Genomic DNA, 12,662 nt, shown 5'->3' with positions numbered 1-12,662 from the left:
CGCCGGGGTATTCTGTGAACCAGACAGAGCCGCTGCGGCGGCGGAAAAGGAGAGAGAACCATGCTGTTTTGTGAAAAACTCGTTCGGCTGCGCAAGCAGAAAGGATTGTCCCAGGAGGAACTGGGGCTGGAGCTGGGGGTATCCCGGCAGACGGTATCCAAATGGGAGGCGGGCCAGTCCTACCCGGATTTTCAGAAGCTGGTGCTGCTGGGGGATTACTTTCAGCTTTCGCTGGATGAACTGGTGCGGGATGTGGATCTGCAGGCGGTGCGCAACGATAGCCAGACCATTCAAAAGGTGGATGCCCTGCTGCAAAGGAGCGAAAAGGCCGAGGAACTGCTGCGCCTTGCTTGGCGGTGGCTGTGCCTGTTTGGCTGGGCAATCATCGGCATATCGGCTCTCGCGCTGGTGCTGGGGCTGCTTCTGCGGTATGCCAAAATCCTCTGAAAATGCGATTTTTTGCCGCTGGTTTGCGCAAAAACCTTTCTTTTCCCGGACAAATGTGCTATGCTAACAAACGCCGGAAAACCGGCTGTAGAAAAAACGCCCGCCGGCAGGACCACCGGCGGGTTTTGTGCGGAAAAAAGAGGAGTGTGCGGCAGATGGCGGCAAAGGTGTGGGGATGGATGAAAAAGGAGGCGGTGCTCTGCATCGCCTTTGTGTGCGCGGCGGTAAGCGCGTTCTGGGTGCCGCCCACCGCAGCCTGGCTGGGGTATATCGACTGGAACGTGCTTATGCAGATGTTCTGCCTGATGGCGGTGGTGGCCGGGCTGCAGGCCAGCGGCCTGTTTGACTGGATGGGCCGCCGCCTGCTGGCAGGCCGCAAAAGCTTCCGGCTGCTCTGCGGGGTGCTGGTGCTGCTGCCTTTCTTCAGTTCCATGCTCATCACCAACGACGTGGCGCTGCTTACCTTTGTGCCCTTTGCGGTGCTGCTGCTGGGGCTTTGCGGCCGGACCGAACAGGCCCCGCTGGTGGTGGTGCTGCAGACCGCGGCGGCCAACCTGGGCAGCATGGCGCTGCCCATGGGCAACCCGCAGAATCTGTACCTGTACAGCCGGTACGGGTTTTCTTTTGGCGAGTTCCTGGCGCTGGTAGGCCCCTTTGCGGCGGTAAGCCTGGTGGGCGTTCTGCTGCCCTGCCTGCTGCTGCCCAACCAGTCGGTACAGGTGCGGATGGACAGCCCCGCCCCGGCCCCTGCGGCCCGCAGCCTGGCATTGTTCGGCACGCTGTTTGTGCTCTGCCTGCTGTCGGTGCTGCATGTTCTGCCGGTGCCGGTGGTGTTCGTGGTAACCCTGGCAGCCCTGCTGCTGCTCTCCCGCAGCACCCTGCGCACGGTGGACTACAGCCTGCTGGCCACCTTTGTCTGCTTCTTTATCTTCTCGGGCAATCTGGGGGCCATTCCCGCGGTGCGCGGCCTGCTGGAGGCCATGCTGGCCCGCAGCACCCTGTTCACCGCCGCCGCGGCCAGCCAGCTGATCAGCAACGTGCCCGCTGCGGTGCTGCTGTCCGGTTTCACCAATGACGGCGCAGGCCTGCTGCTGGGCACCGATCTGGGCGGTCTGGGTACCCCGGTGGCCTCGCTGGCCAGCCTGATCTCTCTGAAACTGTACGCCCGCAGCCCCAACGCCCGGATGGGCCGGTTCCTGGGCTGGTTTGCCGCTGTCAACCTGGCGGGCCTGGTGGTGCTGCTGGCCATGGCCTGGGCCATGGGCCTGGCGTAACGACAAAAGCAACAAATTAAAAGCGCGTGCCCTCTGTACAGGGCACGCGCTTTTAATTGACAGTATGCTTTCTGAATTTAGCGAGTCGAAGTTTTACTGCGCTCTAAAATTTCCGATACGGCGCCGGTGCCCCCCTGCAGCATGCGGTTCACACGGCTGATGGTGGCGCTGGAAGCGCCGGTGCGTTCCAGAATGTCGGTGTACACCTTGCCCTCGGTAAGCAGGGCGGCTACCTGGTAGCGCTGCTCCATGGAGCTCAGTTCCGCGGCGCTGCAGATGTCGTCAAAAAAGCGGCGGCACTCGTCCTCGTCTTTCAGCAGCAGGATCGCCCGGTAAAATTCCATGTTGCGCTCAGCGGCGATTTTTTTTGGCATAGCCTTTCTCCTTTTTGGCGCGGCACACACGGCCGCGCATTTTCTCTTATATATTGTACCACCTTTTGCTGCACTCTACAATCCTGAATCGACGAAAACTTTGTTGTTTTTTTGTCTGCTTTCGGCACAATGTACAAAGCCATACGGGAAATTTTGGATGGGTTTTCGTCCATAGTTACCAGTTTTGTATTTGAATATGAAAAGTATTATGGTAAAATTATTGCATAAGCGCTGCCGCGTTCCGGTCGGGGCAAACTCAGGCGGCAGCGGGGAGAGGTAACGACATGAACCAAGCGAACAAAATCTGCAACATCCTCGTCGCGGGCCATGCTGGCTGCGGCAAGACCACCCTGGTGGAATCTCTGCTCTACACCACCGGTGCGCTGGAGCGCATGGGTCGTGTGGAGGACGGCAACACCGTCTGCGACTTCGACCCTGAGGAGGCCAAGCGCCACGCCTCGCTGTCGGCCGCAGTGGCGCCCGTGCAGTACGAGGACATCAAGCTGAACCTGATCGATGTGCCCGGCCTGTTTGATTTTGAGGTGGGCATGTACGAGGGCCTGCCCGCGGTGGAAAGCGTTCTGATCTGCGTGTCCGGCCGCAGCGGCGTGTCGGTAGGCGCGGAAAAGGCCTACAAGATGGCCGAAAAGCAGGGCAAGAGCCGCATGATCTTCATCTCCAAGATGGATCTGGAGAATGCCAACTTCTATAAGATTCTGGAGGATCTGAAAACCCGTTTCGGTCCGTCCATCTGCCCCTGCGTGGTGCCGGTACGCCTGGACGACGGCACGGTTGCCTATGTAAACCTGTTCAGCCAGAAGGCCTTCAAGTATGAGGGCGGCAAGCAGATCCAGATCGAACTGCCCAACATGGGCCACCGCCTGGAAGGCCTGGTGGAAGCCATGAGCGAAGCCGTGGCCGAAACCGACGACGCGCTGATGGAGAAGTTCTTTGAGGGCGAGCCCTTTACCACCGAGGAAATCGTGGAAGGCATGCGCCTGGGCGTTAAGAACGGCATCATCACCCCGGTGTTCTGCGGCAGCCCTGTAAACCTGCAGGCGCTGGATATGCTGCTGCTCAACATGGTCCGTCTGCTGCCCAGCGCCGAGCGCGCGGGCGGCCGTACCGGCGTCAACGCCGACGGCGAAGAGGTGGAGTTCAAGTGCGATGAGGCCGATCCCACCGCCGTATACGTATATAAAACGGTAGCCGATCCCTTTGTGGGCAAGCTGAGCTATGTGCGTGTGCTCAGCGGCAAGCTGACCGCATCCAGCACCCTGGTCAACGCCCGTACCGGCGAGACCGAGCGTCTGGGCAAGCTGCTCACCGTGCGCGGCAAAAAGCAGACCGATGCCGAAATGATCCCCGCCGGCGATATGGGCGCGATCACCAAGCTGCCCGCCGCCCAGACCGGTGATACCCTGTGCGATCCCGCCCGCGTGGCGGCGCTGCCCGCCCCGGCGTTCCCGGTGCCCACCCTGTCCATGGCGGTCAAGGTGGCCAAGAAAGGGGATGAGGGCAAGATCGGCGCGGCTCTGGCCCGCCTGATCGAGGAAGATCCCACCGTCCGCTACCGTGTGGACAGCGAGACCGGCCAGCAGCTGCTGAGCGGCCTGGGCGAACAGCACCTGGACGTGGTGGTGGCCAAGCTGAAAGCCAAGTTCGGCGTGGAGATCACCCTGGAAACGCCGCGTGTGGCCTATCGTGAGTCCATCCGCAAGAAGTGCAAGGCCCAGGGCCGCCACAAGAAGCAGACCGGAGGTCATGGCCAGTTCGGTGACGTGTGGATCGAGTTCGAGCCCTGCGACAGCGAAGAGTTGGTCTTTGAAGAGAAGGTGTTCGGCGGCAGCGTGCCCAAGAACTACTTCCCCGCCGTGGAAAAGGGCCTGCATCAGGCGTCCGCCCATGGCGTGCTGGCCGGTTACCCGGTGGTGGGCCTGAAAGCCACCCTGCTGGACGGCAGCTATCACCCGGTAGACTCCAGCGAAATGGCCTTCATCATGGCGGCCAAGCTGGCCTATAAGGCGGCTCTGCCCCAGGCAGGCCCCATCCTGCTGGAGCCGGTGGGCACCCTGAAAGCCCACGTGCCCGGCGACAACACCGGCGACATCATGGGCGACGTGACCAAGCGCCGCGGCCGTGTGCTGGGCATGCACCCGGACGAGGACGGCCTGCAGGTCGTGGAGGCCGAGGTGCCCATGGCCGAAATGCAGGACTTCACCACCTTCATGCGGCAGCTGACCCAGGGCCGCGGCTGGTTCACCCTGGAGTTCACCCGCTATGAGCCGCTGCCCTCCATGCTGGAAGGAAAGGTCATCGAGGAGGCCAAGAAACTGGGCAACGGCCCCGCCGACGACGAATAATCCGGATACCCCGCGCATACAATCCAATCGACAGCAAAGCCCCGGGCAGGCGCTGCCCGGGGCTTTTTGCCGTTCTGCCTGCGAAAGGCAAAACAGTGGAAGAAGGGCCCCTTCCGCCTGTTTTGCCGTACGCACGACAAAATTCCCCCGGCAGATCCTAAGCGTCTGCCAAAAAAAGAAGTCGTTTTTTATTTATCTGTCCAAAAATACCCACTTTGGTTGACAGAAGTATGTGCGTAGGCTATAATATCAAAATTAGCGGGGCGGGCGCCCGGAGGGAAAGTTGTCCAAGCCCCCGCAAAGCAAGGAGTGAAATGGATACTATGGCGAAAGAGATCGTGATCAGCCGGTCGGGTCTGACCGCTTTGGAGCAGGAACTGGAAGAACTCAAGACGGTGCGCCGTAAGGACGTGGCGGAGAAGATCAAGACCGCCCGCGGCTTTGGTGACCTGTCCGAGAACAGCGAGTACGACGAGGCCAAGAACGAACAGGCCTTTATCGAGAGCCGGATCGCCCAGCTGGAGGCCATGCTCAAGCACGTGCGGGTGATCGACAACGAGGATCTGAATCTGGACGCGGTGTCGGTAGGCTCCCATGTAAAGATCGAGGATGAAGACGGCGACGTGGACGAATACGACATCGTAGGTTCCACCGAGGCCGATCCGATGAACGGCAAAATCAGCGACGAGAGCCCGGTGGGCGCGGGTCTGCTGGGCAAAAAGGTGGGCGAAACCGCCGAGATCCAGCTGCCCAACGGCGCTACCTGCGTGTACAAGATTCTGGAGATCTCCCGCGCGCAGCTGTAATCCCAACGAAAAAAGAGAGGCTTCGGCCTCTCTTTTTTTGTTTTTTGGCGGAAAATCCGGGAAAAAGCCCTGTACGCAGCCCGTGGGAATATGCTATAATACTATCTATGTATGATATTGGGACGGGGTATTCTGCCCCGCCCATCCCATAAAGTGAAAAACGGGAGGAATCCTTGATGGAACAGAACGAGAACACGACCAACGCCCGCCAGCCGCAGAACGGCGCGGCGGAACCTTCCTACAGCGAACTGGTAGCGGTGCGCCGGGAAAAGCTGGCCGCGCTGCAGCAGGCCGGCCAGGACCCCTTTGAGCGCACCAGCTGGCCCCAGAGCGATTACGCCCAGCCGGTCAAGGACGCCTTTGTGGATCCGGCCGAGGGCGAGCACGGCCCGGCTGTCTGCATGGCGGGCCGTATGATGAGCAAGCGGGTCATGGGCAAGGCCAGCTTTGCCGACCTGCGGGACTGCACCGGCCGCATCCAGCTGTATGTGCGCCGCGAGGACGTGGGCGTTGACGAGTACCAGGCTTTCAAGAAGTTTGACATCGGCGATATCGTGGGTGTCCGCGGCTTTGTGTTCCGCACCAAGATGGGCGAGATCAGCGTCCACGTCACCGAGATCGTGCTGCTGAGCAAGAGCCTGCTGCCCCTGCCCGAGAAGTTCCACGGCCTGAAGGATCAGGAGACCCGTTACCGTCAGCGCTATGTGGACCTGATCATGAACCCGGAAGTCCGCAAGACCTTCGAGGTCCGCAGCGGCTTTATCCGCTATATGCGCCGTTACCTGGACGAGCGTGGCTACATGGAGGTGGAAACCCCCGTGCTGAACACCATCGCCGGCGGCGCGGCGGCCCGGCCTTTCATCACCCACCACAACACCCTGGACATCGACATGTACATGCGCATCGCCACCGAGCTGCCCCTGAAGAGGCTGATCATCGGCGGCATCGATCGTGTGTACGAGATCGGCCGTATCTTCCGCAACGAGGGCATGGACCCCAAGCATAACCCCGAGTTCACCACCGTGGAGCTGTACCAGGCCTACGCCGACTTCCACACCATGATGGACATTGCCGAGGGCATTCTGTCCGGTGCGGCCAAGGAACTGCTGGGCACCTACCAGGTGCAGTGGCAGGGCGAAACCATCGACCTGACCCCGGGCTGGCGCCGCCTGACCATGGTGGACGCGGTCAAGGAGTACGCCGGCGTGGACTTCGGTGCCATCACCGACGACGCCGAAGCGGTGGCCGCCGCCAAGGCCATCGGCGTGGAACTGGCCGATGCCGCGGAAAAGACCTGGGGCAACGCCCTGTACGCCTGCTTCGACCAGAAGGTCGAGGAAAAGCTGGTGCAGCCCACCTTCATCACCATGTACCCGGTGGAGGTATCTCCGCTCACCAAGCGCAGCCCGAAAGACAAGCGCCTGACCGAGCGTTTCGAGCTGTTCATCTGCCACAGCGAGCTGGCCAACGCCTACTCCGAACTGAACGATCCCATCGATCAGCGCCTGCGTTTCCAGAAGCAGGTGGAGCAGCGTGAGCGCGGCGATGACGAGACCGAGATGATGGATGAAGATTTCCTGACCGCGCTGGAGTACGGCATGCCTCCCACGGGCGGCATGGGCATGGGCATCGACCGCTGCGTCATGATGCTCACCAATTCCAGCACCATCCGGGAAGTCATTCTGTTCCCCACCATGAAGCCGCTGGGCACGGGCGAGGCGGCCAAGAAGGAAACCGAAGCCGCTCCGGCCCCGGCAGCGGACCCTGCCGTGCCCACCGCGGGTATTCCCGCCCCGGCCATCGATACCCTGGATCTGTCCAAGGTGGAGATCGAGCCGCTGTTCCAGGATATGGTGGACTTCGAGACCTTCAGCCGGTCGGACTTCCGCACCGTGAAGGTCACCAAGTGCTGGGCCGTGCCCAAGAGCAAAAAGCTGCTGGCCTTTGAGCTGAACGACGGCAGCGGCACCCCCCGTGTGATCCTGAGCGGTATCCACGAGTACTACGAGCCGGAGCAGCTGGTGGGCCGTACCCTGGTGGCCATCACCAACCTGCCGCCCCGCAAGATGATGGGCATCGATTCCTGCGGTATGCTGATCAGCGCCGTGCACAGCGAACAGGGCGAGGAGCGCCTGAACCTGCTGATGCTGGACGACCGCATCCCCGCCGGCGCGAAGCTGTATTGATTGATTGTCCGGCAGTTTGCCGGTGCTAAAAACCAGCAGGGCCCGTCCGGACCCTGCTGGTTTGCTGTTTTGCCCGCGCTTGAAAAGGCGGGGGATATGGTGTACAATACTACCATACGCGGTTGTGAGCCGCACAATGCCGGGAACGCGGGCGTGCAGCCCCGTTCCAGAGAGGATACGGAATAAACAATGAAGATCATGGCAGTGGATTACGGCGATGCCCGCACCGGGCTGGCCGTTTGTGACCGCACCGAGTTTCTTTCCACTCCGGTGGGGCAGATTGAAGAAAAAAGCATGGCCAAGGTGGCGGAAAAGATCATCTATGCCAGCCGGGAATACGACGTGGGTATGATCGTGATCGGCCTGCCCCGGAATATGGACGGCAGCGAGGGTGCCCGCGCGGAAAAAGCCCGCAAACTGGCGGCGCTGGTGGAACTGGGCGCCCAGATGCCGGTGCGCCTGTGGGACGAGCGCCGCACCACCGTGACCGCCGCGGCGCAGCTGACCGAGGCCGGCACCTTTGGCAAAAAGCGCAAGCAGAAGCTGGATGCGGTGAGTGCCGCAGTGATTCTGGACAGCTTCCTGGCCTGGCGCAAGAACCACCCGGACGAGGCCTGACCGCCCCGGAAAGCAGGTACTGACGATGGAACAAACCTTTCGGCAAAGCCAGCTGGCCGAGCAGCTGCTGCAGTTTCATTGCCCCCGCTGGGCGGAACTGCCCGGAATTCAGCTGTATATGGATCAGCTTACCGGCTATATCAACGAGGCCCTGGCCCCGCTGGGCGTGGGCAGCGAGAACAACCTGACCAAGGCGATGGTGAACAACTACGTCAAGCAGCAGGTGATTGCCCGGCCCCAGAACAAGAAGTACGACCGCCAGCAGCTGGCCAGCCTGCTGGTGCTCTGTGTCATGAAGCAGGTGTTCAGCATCCCGGAGGTGGACGCGATCCTGCGGGCCGGTCTGGCGGAATATCCGCCGCAGGTGGCCTATGACTACTTCTGCGCCGAACTGGAAAACGCCCTGCGCGCCGTGCTGGAAAGCGACGACATTACCCAGCCGCCGGATACCGCTTCGGTGCCCACCGAGCTCAGCGCCATGGTGCGCCGCATCGTGCTGGCCTGTGCCGGCAAGGTCTATGTGCAAAAGCGCCTGCAGTTTGCCGCCCGGCAGGAGCAGGAGACGCAGACAGTTTAATCCAATAAAAAACGTGCCCTTTTCCGCAGAAAAGGGCACGTTTTTTCTGTGCTTACGCCAGCGCCAGAATGCGCTGCACCGCGTCGGCAATGTAATCGGCCAGGGGCTTTTCCTCCACGCCGGCCACCGACACGCCGCACCGGCTTACCGGTACCAGTACCTTGTGGGCCGGACTGCGGGCTACCGCTGCCGCCATGGCGGCGGTGCATTCGCCCAGCAGGCTGTCCGCCAGTACAATGCCCAACGGGCCCGCGATCACGGCCGCCCGGGGGGCGTTTACCAGCACCGCGTTTTCGCCGGTGGCTCCGGCATTGGCGCCCGCCTTGCGCATGGCCGCCGTTGCGGCCGCGTTGGCCCCCACAGCCAGAATCTCCCGGGTGCAGCCCGCGGCCCGCAGCTGGGTGATCAGGGTGCGGCCCATGCCGCCGCCCTGTCCGTCAATGATCAGGATTGGTTTTGCAGTCTCCATAGGTCTCCTTTTCGCATACAATGGGTCACAGAAGCGGCGCAAACAGCCGCAGGAACAACTGGAACAGCCGTTTGGGCCAGGGGGTGTGGTCCACATCCTCGATGGTCACTTCCCGGCTCTGGGTCATGCAGCGCTCAATGTCCCGGCGCACATCCTGCACCATTTTGCCGCCGTAAAAAGCACAGCAGTTTTCAAAATGCAGATACAGGCTGCGGTAGTCCATGTTGGCGCTGCCCACCACCGCCATCCGGTCATCCGACACATACATCTTGGCGTGGATGAAGCCGGGGGTGTATTCGTAGATGCGGACGCCCGCCTCCAGCAGGGTGCGGTAGAAGCTCTGGGTCACCCAGTAGACATACCATTTGTCCGGGATACCGGGGGTGATGATCCGCACGTCCACACCGCTCTTGGCGGCCAGCTTCAGGCTGGAGATCATCTCACTGTCGATCACCAGATAGGGGGTCACGATATAGGCGTAGTTTTGACTTTGATGCAGAATGTTGAAATAGGCGTTTTCCGAGATGTTTTCCTGATCCAGCGGATTGTCCGCATAGGGCTGCACATAGCCGTCTGCCGGGCAGCGCAGCTGGGGGGCGTAGTCCTCATAGTGGCTGGCCGCACCGGTGCAGTAGTCCCAGTTGCTCAGGAAGGTACAGGTCAGCGAGTAGACACCGCTGCCCTGCAGCATCAGGCCGGTGTCCTTCCAGACACCGAACCGCTTCTTCCGGTTGATGTACTCATCCGCAAAGTTCAGCCCGCCGGTAAAGCCCACGTTGCCGTCAATTACCGCGATTTTGCGGTGATCCCGGTGGTTGAACATCCGGTAGTCCGAGATGCGGCGGCTTACCTCCAGCGGCGAAAATACCACGCACTTGATGCCGTAGCTGCGCAGTACCTGGTCGTAGCCCTCCGGCAGGGTGAACATACAGCCCACCGCGTCGTACATCACCCGCACGTCCAGGCCCTGGGCGGCCTTTTCTTTCAGGATCGCCAGGGTGGTGTCCCACATATAGCCCGGGTTGATGATGAAGTACTCCATAAAAACAAACCGCTTGGCGTTTCGCAGCTGTTCCAGAAATACCGGGAAGAAATCCTCGCCCCAGGCAAAATAGCGACTGGAGGTGTCCCCGTATACCGGCGCGCCGGCGTAGTCGGCCAGGTAGCGGGCGCAGCGGCCCATGGCAGGGGAGTACTCCCGCAGGCGGCGCAGGGGTTCCTCGTCCACCGGGCAGGCCCGGCGGCCCCGGGCCTCACACTGGGCGTACCGCAGTGCCTTGCGGCCCCGGTGCCGGGGTTTGGCCCAGAACAGATAGAACAGGCTTCCGGTGGGCGGCAGGGATACGATCAGCAGGATCCACATGATCTTGTAGGCCGGGTTTACATTGTCCCGGTCCAGCAGGGCCACGATAAACAGGATACTCAGCACGATCAATGCCAGGTAGACATAGGGGGCCAGGCTGCCCACCCACAGGAACAGCCCGATGGTCAATGCAATCTGCAGCAGGACCAGCACCACCGCGAAGAAGGTGCGGGTCAGCACCCCGCGCAATAAACGTTTCATGAACGCTCCTTCCTTTTTTCGTCTCCGCCGCGCTTATCCGGCGGTATAGGTCTCGATGGTTACCGAGTTGAGAATCACATCCTCAGTGGGCCGGTTGTTCTCATCCACTGCCACCGACGCGATCTCGTCCACTACCTTCATGCCCTCGTAGATCTGGCCAAACACCGTGTCGGTATAGTCCAGATACGGCGTGCCGCCCGCGGCGGCGTAGGCATCAATGACTTCCTGCCGGTAGCCTGCTTCGGCCAGCTGGGTTTTCTGCTCATCGGTAATGCCGGGATGGGCCTGAACAAAATAGAACTGGCTCAGGCCGCTGGTCTCGTCCTCCGGGCTGAAAGCAATGCACAGGGCTCCCGCGTAGTGATGCAGGCTGTCGCTCCATTCCACCGGGTAGGGATTGCCCTTCCAGATGGAGGTGCCGCCGGTCCCGGTGCCGGTTCCGTCACCGCCCTGCACCGCAAACCCTTCGATAACCCGGTGAAAAACGGTGCCGTCGTAGTAACCCTGCTGGGCAAGACCAATAAAGTTTTCCACCGCCATGGGGACAGCGTCCGGATACAGAACCGCCCGGATCTCCCCCTTGGAGGTGTTGAATACAGCAATGGTGTCGCCTTCGGCCGGGCCCGTGAACTGGCGTTCCGTGCTCTCCACAGCCGGGCGGTTCACGCCGCCGGACAGCACGCCGCCACCGCCGCAGCCTGCCAGCAGCAGGCCGGCGGCCAGGGCCAGCCCGGCCAGGCGCAGGATCGATTTATGCATGGTATACCTCCGCGCAAAATGAGTTTGGTGCTAAAATGAGTTTGGTGCTTTTGGTGCTATTATAGCATACCGCGTCAGCAGGTATGCTATAATTTGCCATCTTTTTCGGTTGCCCCGCAGGGGCGAGAAAAAGGGCATTTAAAATAAGGGATAATAGCCGCTTTGCGGCTATTATAGCATACCGCGTCAGCGAGTATGCTATAATTTGCTATCTTTTTCGGTTGCCCCGCAGGGGCGCCGTGAAACAGACACTCTGCGGTTATTATAGCATACTTGGCTGTAAAATAGAAAAAACAGGCAAAACTTTTTTGTTCCTGTCCGGGCGCTTGACGGCGGCGGGCAAACAGGGTAAACTATGTATAGACAATAACCCCCGAAACGGAGGAGAAGCCCATGGCAGAAACCAACAACCCGGCCCTGCAGCCGGAGGAAGAAGACTACGAACCTGATCTCATCACCCTGGAGGATGAGGACGGCAAAGAGCATACCTTTGAGGTAATCGACGCGCTGGACTACAAGGAAACCCGCTACATGGCCCTGGTACCCTATGTGGCGGACGAGGCCTCGCTGAACGAAGATCTGCAGATGCTGATCATGAAGGTGGGCGAGGATGAGGAAGGCGAGTACATGGATATCGTGGAGGACGATGAGGAACTTCTGGAAGTGAGCAAGGAGTTCGAGAAGCGTCTGGAAGACTTCTTCGACATCCAGTCCTGAGAGCAGACACAAGGCATCCTGCCCGGTTCGATTTGTTGCAGTCTGAAAAATCCTACTAATCAATTAAAGGGAGCACGGGTCTCCCGGCAGATCGCAGACCTCCCGCCCTCGGGCGGACGAAGGGAGCGTGAACCCGGGGGCAGGGCACCCACCTGCCATACCGGTAGGTTTGATTTGGCTGCAGACGGCCATGGCGGGATAGGTGGAAAATCCAAACAGCCGCGAAGCATTTGCTTCGCGGCTGTTTTCTGTATCGGGATCTGTGACGGAGGGCTTATTCCCCGAACACCTTGACGTAATCGGCCTTGAACTTCTCAATGCCGGAATCGGTCAGGGGATGTTTGGTCATCTGCTCGATGACCTTGTAGGGCACGGTGGCGATGTCCGCACCGGCCAGGGCGCAGTCGGTCACATGGATGGGGTTGCGCACGCTGGCCGCGATGATCTGGGTCTCGATGTCCGGGTAGTTGGCAAAAATCGCCGCGATGCTCTCGATCAGGTCGATGCC

At 60.7% G+C, this 12,662-nt stretch carries 13 protein-coding genes and 1 other RNA gene; 9 read left to right on the top strand and 5 right to left on the bottom strand.

From position 1 onward, the window contains the following. The first annotated feature begins 60 nt into the window (after nt 1-60). Both B5E65_RS09445 and B5E65_RS09440 read left to right on the top strand, forming a co-directional pair. Nucleotides 61-447 (top strand): helix-turn-helix domain-containing protein, encoded by a 387-nt coding sequence (locus tag B5E65_RS09445; protein WP_087171526.1) that lies wholly within the window; start codon nt 61-63, stop codon nt 445-447. Between the two features lie 155 nt (nt 448-602). Further along, nucleotides 603-1,721 (top strand): SLC13 family permease, encoded by a 1,119-nt coding sequence (locus B5E65_RS09440; protein ID WP_087171525.1) that lies wholly within the window; start codon nt 603-605, stop codon nt 1,719-1,721. A gap of 77 nt (nt 1,722-1,798) precedes the next feature. Here the strand turns inward: B5E65_RS09440 and B5E65_RS09435 are convergent, their stop codons facing one another. Then, nucleotides 1,799-2,095, bottom strand: a complete 297-nt coding sequence (locus B5E65_RS09435; protein WP_087171524.1) for a YerC/YecD family TrpR-related protein — start codon at nt 2,093-2,095, stop codon at nt 1,799-1,801. 284 nt (nt 2,096-2,379) lie between these two features. Between B5E65_RS09435 and B5E65_RS09430 the strand changes: the two genes are divergently transcribed. From B5E65_RS09430 to B5E65_RS09410, 5 genes are all read left to right on the top strand, one after another. Beyond that, complete coding sequence (locus B5E65_RS09430) at nt 2,380-4,458, top strand: elongation factor G (protein WP_087171523.1); 2,079 nt, start codon at nt 2,380-2,382, stop codon at nt 4,456-4,458. Nucleotides 4,459-4,781: 323 nt separating this feature from the next. After that, nucleotides 4,782-5,264 carry a transcription elongation factor GreA gene (gene greA, locus B5E65_RS09425; protein WP_087171522.1) on the top strand — a complete coding sequence of 161 codons (483 nt, stop codon included), beginning with the start codon at nt 4,782-4,784 and terminating at the stop codon, nt 5,262-5,264. A gap of 176 nt (nt 5,265-5,440) precedes the next feature. Further along, a complete protein-coding gene (lysS, locus tag B5E65_RS09420; protein WP_087171521.1) occupies nt 5,441-7,450 on the top strand; it encodes a lysine--tRNA ligase in 2,010 nt (669 codons plus the stop codon). Between the two features lie 189 nt (nt 7,451-7,639). Then, nucleotides 7,640-8,068: a Holliday junction resolvase RuvX gene (ruvX, locus tag B5E65_RS09415; protein WP_087171520.1), complete on the top strand. Its 429-nt coding sequence runs from the start codon at nt 7,640-7,642 to the stop codon at nt 8,066-8,068. 25 nt (nt 8,069-8,093) lie between these two features. Next, on the top strand, nt 8,094-8,645 hold the full coding sequence (locus tag B5E65_RS09410) for a DUF1836 domain-containing protein (RefSeq protein WP_087171519.1): 552 nt from the start codon (nt 8,094-8,096) through the stop codon (nt 8,643-8,645). A gap of 52 nt (nt 8,646-8,697) precedes the next feature. Here B5E65_RS09410 and B5E65_RS09405 read toward each other — a convergent pair whose 3' ends face one another. The 3 genes from B5E65_RS09405 to B5E65_RS09395 are packed head-to-tail and all read right to left on the bottom strand — an operon-like array spanning nt 8,698 to nt 11,437. Then, complete coding sequence (locus B5E65_RS09405; RefSeq protein WP_087171518.1) at nt 8,698-9,114, bottom strand: DUF3842 family protein; 417 nt, start codon at nt 9,112-9,114, stop codon at nt 8,698-8,700. A gap of 25 nt (nt 9,115-9,139) precedes the next feature. Next, nucleotides 9,140-10,678 carry a cardiolipin synthase gene (gene cls, locus B5E65_RS09400; protein WP_087171517.1) on the bottom strand — a complete coding sequence of 513 codons (1,539 nt, stop codon included), beginning with the start codon at nt 10,676-10,678 and terminating at the stop codon, nt 9,140-9,142. Nucleotides 10,679-10,711: 33 nt separating this feature from the next. Then, a complete protein-coding gene (locus B5E65_RS09395; protein ID WP_087171516.1) occupies nt 10,712-11,437 on the bottom strand; it encodes a peptidylprolyl isomerase in 726 nt (241 codons plus the stop codon). A 393-nt stretch (nt 11,438-11,830) separates the two neighbouring features. On the opposite strand from B5E65_RS09395, the gene B5E65_RS09390 reads away from it, so the two are divergent. Beyond that, on the top strand, nt 11,831-12,154 hold the full coding sequence (locus B5E65_RS09390; protein WP_087171515.1) for a DUF1292 domain-containing protein: 324 nt from the start codon (nt 11,831-11,833) through the stop codon (nt 12,152-12,154). A gap of 12 nt (nt 12,155-12,166) precedes the next feature. Then, nucleotides 12,167-12,358, top strand: a non-coding RNA gene (gene ssrS, locus B5E65_RS09385) — 6S RNA. A gap of 70 nt (nt 12,359-12,428) precedes the next feature. On the opposite strand, the gene B5E65_RS09380 is transcribed toward ssrS, so the two are convergent. Beyond that, nucleotides 12,429-12,662 (bottom strand): transaldolase family protein (locus tag B5E65_RS09380; protein ID WP_275532866.1); only part of this gene is annotated, 234 nt, incomplete at its 5' end.

Origin of the sequence: Gemmiger sp. An120 (genome assembly GCF_002160955.1) — a bacterium.
Lineage (GTDB): Bacteria > Bacillota > Clostridia > Oscillospirales > Ruminococcaceae > Gemmiger_A > Gemmiger_A avium.
This window is presented reverse-complemented; position numbering and strand designations above follow the sequence as displayed.

What these genes read in the sequence shown, in the direction of transcription:
- B5E65_RS09445 (WP_087171526.1), top strand. Translation starts at nt 61, where the DNA reads ATGCTGTTTTGTGAAAAACTCGTTCGGCTGCGCAAGCAGAAAGGATTG.
- B5E65_RS09440 (WP_087171525.1), top strand. Translation starts at nt 603, where the DNA reads ATGGCGGCAAAGGTGTGGGGATGGATGAAAAAGGAGGCGGTGCTCTGC.
- B5E65_RS09435 (WP_087171524.1), bottom strand. Translation starts at nt 2,095, where the DNA reads ATGCCAAAAAAAATCGCCGCTGAGCGCAACATGGAATTTTACCGGGCG.
- B5E65_RS09430 (WP_087171523.1), top strand. Translation starts at nt 2,380, where the DNA reads ATGAACCAAGCGAACAAAATCTGCAACATCCTCGTCGCGGGCCATGCT.
- greA (WP_087171522.1), top strand. Translation starts at nt 4,782, where the DNA reads ATGGCGAAAGAGATCGTGATCAGCCGGTCGGGTCTGACCGCTTTGGAG.
- lysS (WP_087171521.1), top strand. Translation starts at nt 5,441, where the DNA reads ATGGAACAGAACGAGAACACGACCAACGCCCGCCAGCCGCAGAACGGC.
- ruvX (WP_087171520.1), top strand. Translation starts at nt 7,640, where the DNA reads ATGAAGATCATGGCAGTGGATTACGGCGATGCCCGCACCGGGCTGGCC.
- B5E65_RS09410 (WP_087171519.1), top strand. Translation starts at nt 8,094, where the DNA reads ATGGAACAAACCTTTCGGCAAAGCCAGCTGGCCGAGCAGCTGCTGCAG.
- B5E65_RS09405 (WP_087171518.1), bottom strand. Translation starts at nt 9,114, where the DNA reads ATGGAGACTGCAAAACCAATCCTGATCATTGACGGACAGGGCGGCGGC.
- cls (WP_087171517.1), bottom strand. Translation starts at nt 10,678, where the DNA reads ATGAAACGTTTATTGCGCGGGGTGCTGACCCGCACCTTCTTCGCGGTG.
- B5E65_RS09395 (WP_087171516.1), bottom strand. Translation starts at nt 11,437, where the DNA reads ATGCATAAATCGATCCTGCGCCTGGCCGGGCTGGCCCTGGCCGCCGGC.
- B5E65_RS09390 (WP_087171515.1), top strand. Translation starts at nt 11,831, where the DNA reads ATGGCAGAAACCAACAACCCGGCCCTGCAGCCGGAGGAAGAAGACTAC.